This window comes from Paenibacillus oryzisoli (assembly GCF_001653565.1).
GTDB classification, from domain to species: domain Bacteria; phylum Bacillota; class Bacilli; order Paenibacillales; family NBRC-103111; genus Paenibacillus_E; species Paenibacillus_E oryzisoli.
The window spans coordinates 149058-163682 of record NZ_LYPB01000076.1 but is presented as its reverse complement, the minus strand read 5'-3'; the positions used below and the strand labels follow the sequence as shown (position 1 = coordinate 163682).

Annotated in this window: 16 protein-coding genes; 3 read left to right on the top strand and 13 right to left on the bottom strand. The window is 45.2% G+C overall.

The window, feature by feature from the left end; genetic code table 11:
- Positions 1 to 29 precede the first annotated feature (29 nt).
- The 5 genes from hisA to A8708_RS21835 all read right to left on the bottom strand — a co-directional run bounded on the left by hisA (position 30) and on the right by A8708_RS21835 (position 3226).
- A complete protein-coding gene (gene hisA / locus A8708_RS21855; protein WP_068667356.1) occupies positions 30 to 791 on the bottom strand; it encodes a phosphoribosylformimino-5-aminoimidazole carboxamide ribotide isomerase in 762 nt (253 codons plus the stop codon).
- Between the two features lie 95 nt (positions 792 to 886).
- Entirely contained in the window at positions 887 to 1375 is a 489-nt protein-coding gene (locus tag A8708_RS21850; protein ID WP_068667355.1) for a hypothetical protein, read from the bottom strand.
- 15 nt (positions 1376 to 1390) lie between these two features.
- Positions 1391 to 1699 (bottom strand): hypothetical protein, encoded by a 309-nt coding sequence (locus A8708_RS21845; protein WP_056621264.1) that lies wholly within the window; start codon positions 1697 to 1699, stop codon positions 1391 to 1393.
- A 228-nt stretch (positions 1700 to 1927) separates the two neighbouring features.
- Positions 1928 to 2119, bottom strand: coding sequence for a hypothetical protein (locus A8708_RS21840; protein ID WP_068667353.1), 192 nt, complete (start codon positions 2117 to 2119; stop codon positions 1928 to 1930).
- A gap of 57 nt (positions 2120 to 2176) precedes the next feature.
- Entirely contained in the window at positions 2177 to 3226 is a 1050-nt protein-coding gene (locus A8708_RS21835) for a YheC/YheD family protein (protein WP_068667350.1), read from the bottom strand.
- 179 nt (positions 3227 to 3405) lie between these two features.
- Between A8708_RS21835 and A8708_RS21830 the strand changes: the two genes are divergently transcribed.
- Both A8708_RS21830 and A8708_RS21825 read left to right on the top strand, forming a co-directional pair.
- The gene (locus A8708_RS21830) at positions 3406 to 3768 is read left to right on the top strand and encodes a hypothetical protein (protein WP_068667348.1); all 363 of its coding nucleotides are present in this window, start codon (positions 3406 to 3408) and stop codon (positions 3766 to 3768) included.
- A gap of 39 nt (positions 3769 to 3807) precedes the next feature.
- The gene (locus A8708_RS21825; RefSeq protein WP_068667342.1) at positions 3808 to 4707 is read left to right on the top strand and encodes a YitT family protein; all 900 of its coding nucleotides are present in this window, start codon (positions 3808 to 3810) and stop codon (positions 4705 to 4707) included.
- Between the two features lie 355 nt (positions 4708 to 5062).
- On the opposite strand, the gene A8708_RS21820 is transcribed toward A8708_RS21825, so the two are convergent.
- Together A8708_RS21820 and A8708_RS21815 are read right to left on the bottom strand one after the other, a co-directional pair.
- Positions 5063 to 6100: a Gfo/Idh/MocA family protein gene (locus A8708_RS21820; RefSeq protein ID WP_068667340.1), complete on the bottom strand. Its 1038-nt coding sequence runs from the start codon at positions 6098 to 6100 to the stop codon at positions 5063 to 5065.
- Between the two features lie 148 nt (positions 6101 to 6248).
- Positions 6249 to 6512, bottom strand: a complete 264-nt coding sequence (locus tag A8708_RS21815) for an HPr family phosphocarrier protein (RefSeq protein WP_068667337.1) — start codon at positions 6510 to 6512, stop codon at positions 6249 to 6251.
- A gap of 208 nt (positions 6513 to 6720) precedes the next feature.
- Here A8708_RS21815 and A8708_RS21810 point away from each other — a divergent pair, with 208 nt between their 5' ends.
- Complete coding sequence (locus A8708_RS21810) at positions 6721 to 7611, top strand: cation diffusion facilitator family transporter (protein WP_068667335.1); 891 nt, start codon at positions 6721 to 6723, stop codon at positions 7609 to 7611.
- 5 nt (positions 7612 to 7616) lie between these two features.
- Here A8708_RS21810 and thrS read toward each other — a convergent pair whose 3' ends face one another.
- The 6 genes from thrS to A8708_RS21780 form a co-directional block, all read right to left on the bottom strand.
- Positions 7617 to 9530, bottom strand: coding sequence for a threonine--tRNA ligase (gene thrS, locus A8708_RS21805; RefSeq protein ID WP_068667333.1), 1914 nt, complete (start codon positions 9528 to 9530; stop codon positions 7617 to 7619).
- 402 nt (positions 9531 to 9932) lie between these two features.
- A complete protein-coding gene (gene msrB, locus A8708_RS21800) occupies positions 9933 to 10916 on the bottom strand; it encodes a peptide-methionine (R)-S-oxide reductase MsrB (protein WP_068667331.1) in 984 nt (327 codons plus the stop codon).
- 115 nt (positions 10917 to 11031) lie between these two features.
- A complete protein-coding gene (locus tag A8708_RS21795; protein WP_068667329.1) occupies positions 11032 to 11964 on the bottom strand; it encodes a manganese-dependent inorganic pyrophosphatase in 933 nt (310 codons plus the stop codon).
- Positions 11965 to 12137: 173 nt separating this feature from the next.
- Positions 12138 to 12890: a polysaccharide deacetylase family protein gene (locus A8708_RS21790; protein WP_068667327.1), complete on the bottom strand. Its 753-nt coding sequence runs from the start codon at positions 12888 to 12890 to the stop codon at positions 12138 to 12140.
- 250 nt (positions 12891 to 13140) lie between these two features.
- Positions 13141 to 13698 (bottom strand): DUF1697 domain-containing protein, encoded by a 558-nt coding sequence (locus A8708_RS21785; protein ID WP_068667325.1) that lies wholly within the window; start codon positions 13696 to 13698, stop codon positions 13141 to 13143.
- Between the two features lie 60 nt (positions 13699 to 13758).
- Positions 13759 to 14613, bottom strand: coding sequence for an HAD family hydrolase (locus A8708_RS21780; RefSeq protein ID WP_068667323.1), 855 nt, complete (start codon positions 14611 to 14613; stop codon positions 13759 to 13761).
- Positions 14614 to 14625: the final 12 nt, after the last annotated feature.

Below are 14625 nucleotides of genomic sequence, written 5' to 3'. Positions count from 1 at the left end.
GCACACATCCTTTTTGCGAAAAACTAACGCTACACGGGGTTGCTTAACTGCTCCACAACTTCATCATACGAGAGCTTTCCACCGAAAATATCAAGGGCACTACCTACCGTAATATCCAATTTCCCTTGGGAAAGCTGTCGAAATAACGACAAATCCTCAAATGATCTAGCACCGCCCGCATAGGTCGTTGGAATGGTGACCCACGCAGCCAAAGAACTTACGAGGCTTTGTTGAATACCACTCTGCTTCCCTTCCACATCAACCGCATGGATCAGAAATTCATCACAATACTGCTCAAAGAATCGTATCGTCTCTTGGTTCAGTTCTACATCACTTAACTGTTTCCATTGATTCGTCGCCACATACCACTTGCCATCTTTTTCCTTACAGCTTAGATCAATCACTAATTTATCTTTCCCAATCGCTTCAACGATCCGTGTTAGATTATCCATATTCAGCTGCCCATCGCGGAAAATATACGACGTTACAATGACGTGGGATGCCCCTTGCTCCAGGTAAAAGCTAGCGTTGTCTGCCTGTATGCCACCACCGATTTGCAAGCCTCCCGGATACGCGTTAAGTGCTTTTATCGCTTCATCTTTGTTCCCATCGCCAAGCATGATCACATGCCCGCCAGTTAAACGATCTCTTTTGAACATATCTGCGTAATAAGTGGAGTCATGTGCTGATACGAAATTCTCAACGACAGCTTGCCCCTCGCCACCTAAGGTTTCACCGACAATTTGTTTCACTTTTCCATTATGTAGATCGATGCATGGTCTAAATTTCATAGCGTTATGTTTCCCCTTTGATAGTCAAAATTCTTGAATGAATTTCCACGTTTAAATTAGTAAAAAAGCCCTCCAAGGAGGGCGCTCATGCACAGTTACTTCTTATCGAAACCTTCTTCTGCCAAATACTCTTGTACTTCTTCATATGTCTCAAAGGCACAATCGAGGTTCTCGCCCGCGTAGATATACCACAAATCTTCAACGAAAGTAACACTCAACGTGTTGCCATCCTCGTCAATCCACAGTTCTTCTTGTTGGTCTTGAACTTCTGCCAATTCCTCAACCTTCGAGCTCTTAGGACTACCGCTGCGCGTTAAAGACTGAATCGACTTCGCAATAATCTCACGAAGCTCGTCTTCCCCATAATCCCGAATGTTAATTAACCCTTTGCTATCTGCCTTACAACCTGGTATGTATTCGGCATACACGAATCCATTGCCATTAGGGTGAAGATGATAGAGCACAGTTGTCTTCTCATAGTCACTCTCTACGTAATGGAAATTAATTCGTCCCAGTGAAACATCCTTGCGCGCAAGTTCCGGAAAGGATGCTGCTATTGCTAACTTCTCGTCTAAACTAAGCATACAAGCCCCCGTCACTTAATCAATCACTTGAATTTTAAACACGTTCTCAAGCTTGCCGTCCGCTCTCTTCTTCAGAGGTACTTTAATATCTCTTCCGAGCTCTTTGAAAAAAGTCTCAACATCACATTGTACATTAGAAAGAACAACTTTAAATGAACCATCTTGGACGATATTCTGATTTGCTTCAGCAGGCACCGTAATATCAACTGCGTACTTCTTCGTTAACGTGTTAATATAACGGCTAAAAATTTCAATAAGCTCCTCGTTATTGAAATTTTCAATGACCACTTTGCCCTTGTTTGTAAAATTTAAATGAACGTTCACTTTTAAATGTCCCCTTTTCCTGTACACCCTGTATTTGCTTGTGGGTAAAAGCCTACATCGAACGATTAATGCTTCACTTCTATTTTACTTGTTTATAGGGGTATGAAGCAACACTAAAGCCAAATTCATTTTCTGTACACAAAAAGAAGCAGGTATTTTCCTGCTTCTACGAGTATTGCTTCTTTACTAATTATGCCACATTTACCTAATTTCTACGCATAATTGCCATTAAGCTTTTTCCGGAATTCGCCTTATCCGCGTCTGAAGGCGATTAATCGAGAGGATACGAAATTCGCCAAATGTCTCGATTCGTAGACGAACAGCTTCAGGAAAAGTTGGATGATGAACTTCCAAACGATCATCAAGCTCGTTATACCATGGTAATAAATTCATTTTAATGACGAGTACACGCTCACTCACATCCCCACTCCACCTTTTCCACGTAGGTTTACTATATGATTTTGCGTTTAATTGAACTCATTTGCTTAATAAGTATTTGGCATAAAGCATCGGTGTTTCATACGTACGATAGAAAGTCTTATTCAATTTCAAATGCTTGTATTGATATCGCTGATCTCGGCCATTCACTTCAATTAACCAAATCTCACCGTGATGATCAATCCCGATATCCATCCCTACATCTGATAGAGAGGGAATTTGTTGACCTAGGCTTTCGGCGATCTGTAAAGCCGCTTCTTCCACTTGTGCTCTTTTTACTAACGGATCAAAGCCATTGCTATAAAACAGCTTCTCACAAATGACAGCTTCGCCGCCCCTTGCCAAATTGGTGACATGTCGACCATTCGCAGCAACTTTCCCGGCAATTCCTGTAACCCCCCATAATCCCTTAGCACCACGCTGTACGGATACACGTAAATCATAAGGGCGTCCTTTATACATCGCGAGCGGTATCGTTTTTTGAATCAGATAGGATTGCCCGTTAACTTTCTCATCTATAAAAGCAATGGCTTGTTGTTCATCTAACTGCCTAGGTGGTTGTTTTCCCCACCACACCTGCCATAGTAGATTTCCGATCACGGATACCTTAAGTACACCTTTCCCAACAGAACTATTCGTAGGTTTTACGAAAAAGGACTCATAGCGATTCATAGCTTTTCCAAGATTATCAGATGTATAGCGCATAGCTGGAGGAAGAAAGGCAGAGCTATTCGCGCTCGCTCGCAACATGCGATGAATGAGAAGCTTATCATGTCTATTTTGACCATTGAAAACTTGGCTGATCTTGGCAATATCCTTTAATTTCTTAAGTGATACCGCCGAAAGTGTCATCGCTCGGTTATGAATAACTTTAGGAATTGGCAGGCGCTTCAGCGTATACTTATTATTCTCATAACTCAAGCCCAGGGCTGATTTCATAGTCATATGTTTTAAACACATGTAAAATGGTGTCATACCAAGCTCTACTGCAGCTTGATTGTAGTAGTCGATATGCTCATATCCAGTTTGCTTGCGAAGGATGCCGAGATAGGTTTTCCGGTCTAGGAGAATGCCGATTACATTACTCACACTTACACCTCTCCTGCTAGGTTCATCCTAATATTGTATGCACAATTGGCATAAAATGGTCCAATTTCACACCAAGAAATCGTGACAATCAAATTATAATCGAGCTATGTTTGACTCCATGAAAATGAAATGCTACAATTCAAGCAAATTTGGATTCATATTGTCTGGGGGGGATGTACGTGAACCCTTTAACACGCAGATGCTGTTGGACAATCATGGTCTGGCTGATTCTCGGACTTTTCGTCTTCCCATTAACGCCTCCAATATCTTATCATGCTTCAGCCGATACCGATGTTCTCATTTCAGCCAACACCACGCAGGTCTTGACTAGTCAACAGCAACAGCCTAATAAGGAATTCATCCATGTTTACGAAAATAAAATTCAATTGCATGATCAGTTTCACAAGCATTATGAAATAACTGTTTTTGTTGTATTCATCGTTTTCTTGGCACATGTAATCTGGAAAAAGCTGAAAGTTATTCTTCTTGCTTTCCTCAAATTCACCTCACGTTATACAGGCCTCATTCCTTCTTACTCATAAGTAACGAAATTGAATGATTGAGGAAAAGGGGAAACTTTCATGGCTAATTCACAAGCTCAAGCTCAAGCACATGCTCATGCCCAACATCAAAAAATAACACGATTGAAATTTGCACGCAGAATCTTTTTTATGATCATTGGTGCCGCTCTCGTATCCATTGGATTAGAAATTTTCTTAGTTCCAAATCATATTATTGATGGTGGTATCGTAGGGATTTCCATTATTGCATCTCATTTATCTGGCTTCCCTCTCGGTATATTTCTCGTTCTGCTCAACTTGCCTTTCGTCTTACTCGGATATAAGCAAATCGGCAAAACCTTTGCTATATCAACTACCTTCTCTGTTATTATCATGTCGATTGGCACATCTTTACTTCACCCAGTTAAAGCCATCACCATGGATCCTTTGTTAGCTGCTGTATTCGGCGGAATTATCCTTGGGATTGGCGTCGGGCTCGTTATTCGATCAGGTGGATCGCTAGACGGCACGGAAATTGTAGCTATTTTGTTTAGTAAAAAGACTGCCTTCTCGGTAGGCGAAATCGTCATGTTCTTCAACTTGTTCATTCTTGCCAGCGCAGGCTTTGTCTTCGGTTGGGATCGTGCGATGTATTCTCTGATTGCCTATTTCATTGCTTATAAAATGATTGATATCACGATTGAAGGTCTTGATCAGTCCAAGTCCGTTTGGATTATCAGCGATGAGTATGTCAAAATTGGGGATTCGATTACGAATCGACTTGGTCGGGGAGTTACGTATCTCAATGGTGAAGGCGCCTTTACTGGTGATGATAAAAAGGTCATCTTCAGCGTCATTACTCGACTCGAAGAAGCGAAACTCAAATCCATTGTCGACGACTTGGATCCCAAAGCTTTCCTAGCCATCGGGAATATCCATGATGTTAAAGGCGGACGGTTTAAGAAGAAAGATATCCATTAATCGGGGATTCGCTGCAAGTCATAGAGGGCTGCTACCAACTGCCCGTCGTAACGAATAACTGGATTTCATACAGCTAATTTCACGCATATCTTGCGGAAATAACAAATAACTGGATTTCATGCAGCTAATTAGCCTCGATTTCTCCAATAACGTCGAAATTGGCATAATTAGCTGTAGGAAATACATCTAAAGTGTTTTTCCGGAAGGATGGAGTGAAATTAGCTGTATTTTTTACATTTAGTCAGATCAGGTAGAACGGGTGAAATGGAAATTGAAGTACCTGCTGCACACAGAAAAAGCCAACAATTCCGCACAAAGTGTGAATTGTTGGCTTTTTATCATGCAGTTAGGCTGCTTAACTCCAGTACGAGCGAAGATCGACCTTCTGGCCTAGCTTCGCGCTGTCCAGTGCGCCCAATACCATCGCCATGCTCTTGATATTGTCGCGGCAGTCGGTCTCCGCGCGCCGGCCTTCGGCCAGCGCCGCGAACATCTCGTCCAAGCAGCCGGCATGGCCGCTGCGGCCAGACCAGTTCACTTCCGCGTCCACGCGCGTGAACTCACGAAGAAACTTGCCGCTCTGATCAGCGCCAGCAGCGACAACCTCCGCGTACGGCGCACCCGCGCCGTCCCACAGAGCAGTGCCCTGCTCGCCCGTCACGCGCCAAGCAGCCTCCCATGAGGTCGGCGCACCTTCCGCGCACCAGGAACCGCGGTAGCAGAACACAGAGCCGTCTGACATCTCATAGATGCAGATCGCAGAGGCATTCCCGGCATACCAGGAGCCGGGCGGGTTCCACTCCTGGCAGTACACCGACACGGGGTCTGCCCCGGTAATAAAACGAGCCTGATCGAACGTATGGATCGCCATATCTAGAATGAGCGGGCTTTCCATCGCTTCGCGAAAGCCCCCAAAATGCGGACCCAGGAAGAAGTCCGCGCCGACATATCCGACTCGACCAATCGTTCCCGATTGGATCAAGTCCCGTAAGGCGCGGATATTCGCGTCATATCGCCGATTTTGCATAACAGCTAGTGATTTCCCTGCTTCATCTGCCCTCTGAATAAGCTCCCTAGCCTCATCCATCGTAGCTGCCATCGGCTTCTCGCCGAGCACATCGCAGCCATGCCGAAGCGCTGTAGTTCCGACTTGGAAGTGACTCGCAGGTATTGTAATATCTAGTACCAGATTAGCCTCATTCTCACGAATGGCTGCCTCTACATCTGTATATACGCCACAAGCCAGCCCATGACGCTCAGCCATTGCTTGCGCGAATTCCGCCTTAATATCAACTAGTGCTACGATTTCGCACTCATGTCTTTGCTTCACATTTTCTATCCACATATTGGACATACCGCCGCACCCTACAACAACCACTCGATAGCTACTCATCGATAAAATGACCTCCAACAGCCTGTATTAGCGTGTCTCCACGCTTATTATATCTGCTATTTTACCTCTTTTATCGTGTCATTGCGCTATCCAATCCTGTCCCATCTCTGTTCGATTCTGCTTGTTGAAAGCGCATACGAATTTACGGCTAACAAAAGATTCGGAATAAATCAAACATAAAATGCATAGCCTCTTCCTCATCCTTCCCTCTCGTGAGCAAACGCAATGTTGTGCCTGCCTTGATGGGAACTATCAGCATGCCTAATACACTTTTCACATCAACTTTGTGGTGCTGATCATCCCACTGAAAGTCGAGCGTGATATCGGATATGAAATGAGATGATTTCACAGAAATACCAGATAAGTCGCTTCGCTCTAGATCCTTCGTAACCTTAAATTCATGCACGCGCATGCTGCTCGACTTCCTTTCCATGACATTTGGAGGTTTGTTATTTCTCATTATGTGTGGTATTATACAAAGATATTTGTGAAAAGTGAAGTGTTGAATATGACTAATTTTGATAGTTTAGTAGTTTTCTATAAAAACAGCCCAATCCCCCGACCTTAGGTCGAGGGATTTTTTTTCCTTCGGGAAACACTTCTGTAGGAGGTCATCATTCATGCACATCAACAACAAGTCATCCGTTTGGGCCATCTGGCTCTCCCTCATCAGTAACATTTTATTAACGATTATCAAAATTATTATCGGCCTCATTTTCCACAGCGAAGTTCTGCTCGCAGATGGTGTTCATAATGCGGGAGACATTATTGCAACCGTTGCAGCACTTAGCGCTATGCGCATTTCCAAACTCCCCGCGGATGAAGATCATCCTTACGGTCACGGCAAAGCGGAGGTACTTGGCTCCGGGTTCGTTGCTTTTGTTCTTGTAACAGCTGCGTTATATATCGGGTACCATGCGGTTGCGGCATTGTTCCATGAACCGAGTGCGCCAAGCTTAATCGCTTTGATTGCATCGGCTGTTTCTGTGGTCTGGAAATATCTACTTTATGTATACACCATGCGGATCGGACGCAGTACGAACAGCAAGAGCTTAATCGCAACAGCTCACGATCATATAGCCGACGTGTATGCTTCGCTTGCAGCTGTAATCGGGATTGGTTTGGCTTTCATCGGTAAAGCTTATGACATTCACTGGTTAGCCTATGGCGATGCAGCGGCAGGTGTTATTGTCTCCCTCTTAGTTCTGAAGCTAGGCATCGAAATGGCCAAAGAGTCTTTCGATATCCTCATGGAAAAAACCGTCGATCAACACATGCTTTCGCAATATACGGCGTTGATCGAAGCGGTTCCAGGCGTGAAACGTATTGATCGTGTACGAGCAAGAGAGCACGGCCATTACATTTTGGTAGATGCGCGAATATCAGTACCTGGCGAAATTACCATTCAACAAGGTCATGACATCTCACGTGCCATCAAGAAATCCATTATGGATCACCACAGTGACGTAGATGAGGTTCTAATACATTTGAATCCGTGGTATGACCAATAATCCTGTTATTGCTTTGAAGCAATTTCTCCAACAATTTGCTCTACTATCTCCGGCAACGATCTCATTCCAAGATCACCCTCTCCCCGTTTTCGGACGGAGACACCGCCGGAGATTTGTTCTTTTTCACCTAGGATGAACATGTATGGCACTTTATCTAGCTGTGCTTCGCGAATCTTATACCCTAGTTTCTCTGACCGCGCATCCAACTCCACACGAATTCCCGCTTCTTCAAGTGCTTTTTTCACTTGAAACGCATAATCCAAATAATGCTCGGAAACAGGCAGCAGTTTCACTTGAGTCGGTGCCAGCCATATCGGAAATGCTCCCGCATAATGCTCAGTTAATATCCCGATAAAGCGATCAATCGAGCCATATACAGCCCGATGAATCACGACTGGCCGATGCTTGAGACTGTCATCTCCAACATAAGTTAAATCGAATTTCTCAGGCATTTGGAAATCCAACTGGATCGTTCCGCATTGCCAACTCCGCTTTAAGGCATCTAAGATGTGAAAATCAATTTTGGGCCCATAGAAAGCACCATCTCCCTCATTAATGCGGTACGAGATCCCTCTCCTATCCAAAACATGCTGCAACGCTTGCTCCGCTTGATCCCAGAGCTCACTTGAACCCATATAATCACTCGGTCTTGTCGAAAGCTCAATCCGATAGTCGAAACCAAATACGTGATAGACATGCGAGATCAGCTCAATGACACGTCCGATTTCATCTTGAATTTGTTCTGGCAAAACGAATAGATGAGCATCATCCTGACAGAACGTACGGACACGCATTATCCCATTCAAGGCTCCCGAAAATTCATGGCGATGAACCTGACCAAATTCTGCAAGGCGAATCGGCAATTCCCTGTAAGAATGCAAGCTATTTTTATAAATCAGCATGTGACCTGGGCAATTCATCGGTTTCAGCGCGAATTTCGTCTCGTCTACCTGCGTGAAGTACATATTGTCCTTATAATGATCCCAGTGCCCTGACTCTTCCCAAATGCGATTATTCATCATCAGCGGTGTACGCACTTCGTCATATTCTCTAAGGCGCTGCAGTTCGCGAGCGAAGTTCTCCAGCTCATTGCGCAGGATCATCCCCTTCGGCAAATAGAAAGGCATACCAGGCGCTTCCTCTGAGAACATAAAAAGTTCAAGCTCTTTCCCGAGTTTACGATGGTCGCGTTTCTTCGCTTCTTCGAGCCTGTACAGATGGTCTTCAAGCTGCGCTTTCTTCAGAAACGCCGTACCGTAAATTCGCTGCAGCATGGGATTCTTAGCATCACCCCGCCAATACGCCCCTGCTACATGGAGCAGTCTGAATGCTTTGATCCCTCCTGTTGAAGGGAGGTGAGGTCCACGGCACAAGTCGAAGAATTCACCTTGATCATAGATCGAAATCAACACATCTGCGGGCAAATTTCGAATAAGTTCAACTTTATAAGACTCATTTAAACTCGCAAAAATGTCCAAGGCATCCTCTCGGGAAACGATTCGTCGAACAATCGGAATGTTCTCCTGAATGATTTGACTCATCACATCTTCTATCGCTCTGAGATCGTCACTTGATAATGGTTTCTCAATCTCAATATCGTAATAGAAACCATCTTCGATAACAGGTCCAATACCAAGTTTGATTGCCTGATTGCCATATATACGCTTAAGTGCTTGAGCTAGGACATGGGCAGTGGTGTGTCGATACACCTCTAATCCTTCTTCACTTTCCAATATGACGATCTTCACTTGACTATCCGCTTCAATCTGCCCTTGTAATTCGACCAATTGGCCATTCATTACACCCGCGATCGCTTGTTTCCTTAGCCCCGCGCTAATCGATTGGGCAACTTGTTCAATCGTCGTTCCTTGGACATACCTCCTACTACTTCCATCTGGCAAAATTACTGCAATATCCATCTCTGATTACCTCCCTTTCCATGTAGTTGTGAACGCAAAAAAACGCATCTCACCCAGAAAGGGACGAGTGCGTTCAGCTCGTGGTTCCACCCTAATTCGACTCCAACGTGCAAGTCCTTATTAGTATCCGATATCGGGGATAAATCGGTGCCACTTACTTCCATGTATACCCATACAGTGGGTTCAGCGTCACAGCTACAAAGGGGTAATTTCCAACCGGTAACAGGAGAAGATTTCAGCTAATACTTCTCTCTCTGGGCAGTTCGTGAAGAAAATCATGTCTTTGATCATAACTTCATATGTGATTATGGAACTCATAATACCCACTGAAGCAGGTTAACGTCAAGGGGCATCCGAGGATAAAATAACTATAATCATTCTCTCCTACTTACCTGTATTGCCTTACTTCTGCTCGAAGAATCGCAGGTATGCCCCGTAGCCTTCCTTCTCCAAGTCAGCCAGTGGAATGAATCGCAACGAAGCCGAATTGATGCAGTAACGAAGACCATTGGGACCCGGACCATCATTGAAAACGTGACCCAAATGCGAATCCGCCTCAGTACTGCGAACCTCTGTCCGTATCATGAAATGACTCGTATCACTTACTTCTTTCACATGTCCTTCGAATAATGGCTTAGTGAAACTCGGCCAACCGCAGCCAGAATCGAATTTATCGATGGATGTGAACAACGGCTCTCCAGAAACGATATCGACATAGAGACCTTCCTCTTTGTGGTCGTGAAATTCATTCTGGAAAGGTCGTTCTGTCGCGTTATTTTGTGTCACCTCATACTGGATTGGCGTGAGCTTTTTCTTACGCTCTTCTTTATCCTTGGCCGTATTCCAATATTGTGATATATACGCATCGCGCCCTGAACCTTTGCGGTATGCTTTATAGCGAAGTGGATTTTTGTGATGATAGTCCTGATGGTAGTCTTCGCCTGGATAAAAGGCTTCAGCATCTATGCGCACGATTTCGGTAACGATTGGACGGTCGAATCGGCCGCTATCCTGCAGCGCTTGTTTGGATGCTTCCGCTTTGGCTAACTGCTCATCGCTATGGGCAAAAATCGACGTACGATAGGAAGATCCGCGATCATGAAATTGTCCACCTGCATCGGTTGGATCAATCTGGCGCCAGTATGTTTCCAGCAGTTTCTCGTACGGATACAGTTCAGGGTCAAATGTAATTTGCACAGCCTCTGCATGGCCCGTCGTCTCGGAGCAAACTTCTTCATACGTCGGATTGCTTGTGTGCCCGCCAATATAACCGGATACCACAGAAATAATGCCAGGCAGGGACTCAAATGGTGTCACCATGCACCAGAAACATCCCCCTGCAAACGTCGCTTTATCTGAATGTACGGCTTGATTGTTATTTGTCATGTGGAATGCCACCTCTTTCTCAAAGTATCCTCTTATCATACCAAAAGTTGAGGATATAGCCAAAAGCACCGTCCATCAACATGAACGGTGCTTGAATTTACCTTAGATATGTATCCTACAGATTATTGAAAACATCAGTAAGTACAGGTACGATTTGCGATTTACGGGAAACAACGCCTTTAAGTACGGCTTTGTTATCAACAAGCGTTACGTTGTAAGCTTTCTCAACAGCATCTGCTTTACGTCCAAGCGCAAGACCTACGGAGTCGTTGTTCAAAATATCCGTTACAACGAACAAGAACAAGTCTAGATTTTTCTCGGCGATGATAGCCTGAAGCGCCGTTTCAATTTCCCCTTGCCCAGAAATAACATCGTTCACATCAACTGCATTAACTTGTGCGATTTCTACTTTGTAGCTACCCATTTGGAACTCTTTGGCGTCCAATGAAATCAATTGCGCGACCGTTTTGTCGCTTAGATCTGCACCAGCTTTCAGCATGTTCAGACCATACACTTCAGCGTCAACACCTGCGATAGCAGCAAGTTCACGTGCTGCAGCAACGTCTTGCTCTGTGCAAGTCGGGGATTTGAATAACAAGGAATCAGAAATGATAGCAGAAAGCATCAAACCAGCGATGTCGGCATCAATGGCAACACCGTTTTCTTTGTACAATTTATTTAAAATCGTTGCTGTGCAACCAACCGGCTCCGCACGGTAGTAAAGCGGATGGCTAGTCTCGAAGTTAGCGATACGGTGGTGGTCAATGACTTCCACTACACGTACTTGATCGATATCGCTAGCACTTTGTTGGCGCTCAACGTGGTCAACTAAGATAACTTGAGTTGCTTCGTTAGCAACGGTTTGAACTTCTCGTGGAGCGGCTACTTTAAAAGTATCAAGCGCGAATTGCGTTTCGCCGTTTACGGAACCAAGACGAACTGCTTCTACTTCTTGACCTAGTTTAGTTTTCAGTGCAGCATACGCAATTGCGGATGTGATCGAATCAGTGTCCGGATTTTTATGTCCGAAAATAAGTGTTTTTGACATTGTAGACTCCTTAAACGACATATTTTAGTGAGAGCAGTAATTACTCTGTATACGATTATACTCAAAATTCTGGGTAAATTCACTAGTAAACTCGAATCGTCATAAATCCAATACCTATCCACTGGAACATAGGAGTAATTCCAATCTATCCTACCGATACTGGAAAAGATCATCTAGTGTGGTATGGGTTCTGACAATTGTTCCACCCAATCTTCAAATGGTTTCTGGCTGTCGACAACGATGCGATGCAGCTCCAAGGGAGGTTGATCGGACGAGGCCCTGCCGGGCTGCGTGGTGAAGGCGTAGCGAAATTTCGCCCCTCGTAAAATACGCATAGTCGTACGGTTGTACTCGCCATATGGAAAAGCAAACGTATCCGCTGGTTTCCCCAGCTCTTGTTCAATTCTAGCGCGCGCGGCGAGTATCTCCTCGCGCTGGGCTTTCTTGCTGAGCTGGGGCAGATGCGGGTGCGTCACGGTATGCGACGCAATATCCCACCCTGCTGCGCTCAGTTGCCGAACTTGCGGCCAGGTCAGATAACCTGGCGTGTTGACTAGACCCGTCGACACATAGATCGTCGCCGGAAAGCCGTGTTGCTGGAGGATGGGCAACGCCACCTCCGCATTGTTGGCATAGCCGTCATCGAACGTGAGCAGCACGGGGTGAGCAGGTGACGGCATCTTCTGTGAGAGGACGCTGGCGAATTCGGCCAGCGTCAGCGGGGTGTAGTGATGCGCTGCCAAATAGTCCATTTGGCGCGCGAACGTATCGGGGTGGAGCACGTACGTGTTCCCCGGGGCCACCCCGATGCTGTGGTAGTTCAGCACGGGGATGGAGACCCCGTGCTTGGCCTTCACTGGCGTGGCGAAGCACGCCAGGGTGAGTGCAGCGAATAGCACAACTAGTTTATTCTTCCAAAGGTTCATCTTAGGTCGCCTACCTCTAACTGAACACGGATGTTCACGGATTGATCTCCTAAGCCTCCCCTATCAACTCGTCAAATATGCAATATATCCCAACATGCATGAACCTCTTATGAGTAGCGTTAGTCCGATTTAACCCAACTAATTAGCCAACTTCCTCTTGTGAGGGTGATTCTGGGCGATTTAGATCGATTAAATCGGACTATATAAGTTTTAACGAGCGTTTATGCGAAATTGAGTCGACTTTTCCTGACTATTTGGTACTTGGTGAGTAATCCGCTAACTGAATCAACTTATTCACCGTCTCCCAATTCCTAGTGGTCGCAGCCACTCCAAGCTTTTTCTCAATAAAATTGTTGCTGAATTTGGAGTCGCCATAGTTCTTGCGAATGAGTAGATACACAGTTAATCCCTTAACCGTATATTCGTCTACTTCATTCTGCGCCGCAGCTAGCTTGGCAAGTGCCGCTTCTGACGGAACTTGCGATAGAAAGGTAACATACCTTTGTTCATTCTCATCTGCTTTGATAGTCGCATACGGTGTGTTCTGAACAACTTCTTGCAGCTCTTCAGGGGTACGAATAATTACCGAAATGTCAAACGTCAGCTGCTCCTTCAACTCATGAACGATCCGATCACGTAGGATTGCAGCATCCAACTCATCCCCATCAAAAATCACATTACCACTCTGAATATAGGTACTTACATTTCTAAAAGCCATCGATTCGAATAGCTGTCTAAGCCTGTCCATTTTAATAATTTTCTGACCACTCACATTGATTCCACGCAACATAGCGATGTACCTAGCCATAGAATTCACTCCCTTTACATGTACACTCGGACTACCAATTCATCTGCAACTTGCCCAATCTCATTCAGAGGTGCCCACTCGCGATCGAGCAGCAGCTAGATATAAAGCCACACCATCCTCGTCATTACTTAAGACGATCTCATCCGCAAGCAGCAAAAGATCAGGATGCGCATTCGCCACTGCAACTTTACGACCTGCCTCAAGGAACATGCCGGTATCGTTCAAATTATCGCCGAACACCGTCACATCCTTCGTCGTACAACCAACAAGATCAGCCCATAACCGCAAGCCCATTCCCTTATTTGCTTCTGGATGACTGAACTCCAGGAAATAGTGATCGGCAATGTAGTTATCCTTTACCAAATGAATGTGAACCTCTGACCCCATCACGTCTTGGACGGCATTTTTCAAAGGTACAAGCTCCTCCAACTGACCGATATACGTCAGCATTAGCGTTCGAAGTGCTTCCGTACTGCAGAGCTCGTCTACCTCTCGAAATCTCGGATCATTGGGGCGACTATTCCAGAATTGAAGGTCCCCTGTACGTCCCAACTTTTCATGATGTACCCGCTCATTGTCCTGCTCATCTAGTGCAAACAGCAGTGGTGTGATACCATATCTTTTTCCCATCCCAATAATCGCGTTACTTCGCTCGCAATCCAGCCAACGACCACCAATAACCCGCTTCTCTATGGGATCAAACAACATTGCCCCATTGTACAGTACGAGCGGATATCGCCACGGGATTGCTGATATGACGGCCTGCGAACTCTGGTAACTCCGTGCTGTGGCATAACTAATGACTATCCCTTGCTCTAGTGCTGATGTGATGACATCAATCGTAAGGTCTGATGGCTTGGCATGGGAACTCAGCAAGGTTCCATCCAAATCGGTTAAGAAATAGCTTGCAACCATTTGTAGCCCCCA

What these genes read in the sequence shown, in the direction of transcription:
- hisA (WP_068667356.1), bottom strand. Translation starts at nt 791, where the DNA reads ATGAAATTTAGACCATGCATCGATCTACATAATGGAAAAGTGAAACAA.
- A8708_RS21850 (WP_068667355.1), bottom strand. Translation starts at nt 1,375, where the DNA reads ATGCTTAGTTTAGACGAGAAGTTAGCAATAGCAGCATCCTTTCCGGAA.
- A8708_RS21825 (WP_068667342.1), top strand. Translation starts at nt 3,808, where the DNA reads ATGGCTAATTCACAAGCTCAAGCTCAAGCACATGCTCATGCCCAACAT.
- A8708_RS21820 (WP_068667340.1), bottom strand. Translation starts at nt 6,100, where the DNA reads ATGAGTAGCTATCGAGTGGTTGTTGTAGGGTGCGGCGGTATGTCCAAT.
- A8708_RS21815 (WP_068667337.1), bottom strand. Translation starts at nt 6,512, where the DNA reads ATGCGCGTGCATGAATTTAAGGTTACGAAGGATCTAGAGCGAAGCGAC.
- A8708_RS21810 (WP_068667335.1), top strand. Translation starts at nt 6,721, where the DNA reads ATGCACATCAACAACAAGTCATCCGTTTGGGCCATCTGGCTCTCCCTC.
- thrS (WP_068667333.1), bottom strand. Translation starts at nt 9,530, where the DNA reads ATGGATATTGCAGTAATTTTGCCAGATGGAAGTAGTAGGAGGTATGTC.
- msrB (WP_068667331.1), bottom strand. Translation starts at nt 10,916, where the DNA reads ATGACAAATAACAATCAAGCCGTACATTCAGATAAAGCGACGTTTGCA.
- A8708_RS21795 (WP_068667329.1), bottom strand. Translation starts at nt 11,964, where the DNA reads ATGTCAAAAACACTTATTTTCGGACATAAAAATCCGGACACTGATTCG.
- A8708_RS21790 (WP_068667327.1), bottom strand. Translation starts at nt 12,890, where the DNA reads ATGAACCTTTGGAAGAATAAACTAGTTGTGCTATTCGCTGCACTCACC.
- A8708_RS21785 (WP_068667325.1), bottom strand. Translation starts at nt 13,698, where the DNA reads ATGGCTAGGTACATCGCTATGTTGCGTGGAATCAATGTGAGTGGTCAG.
- A8708_RS21780 (WP_068667323.1), bottom strand. Translation starts at nt 14,613, where the DNA reads ATGGTTGCAAGCTATTTCTTAACCGATTTGGATGGAACCTTGCTGAGT.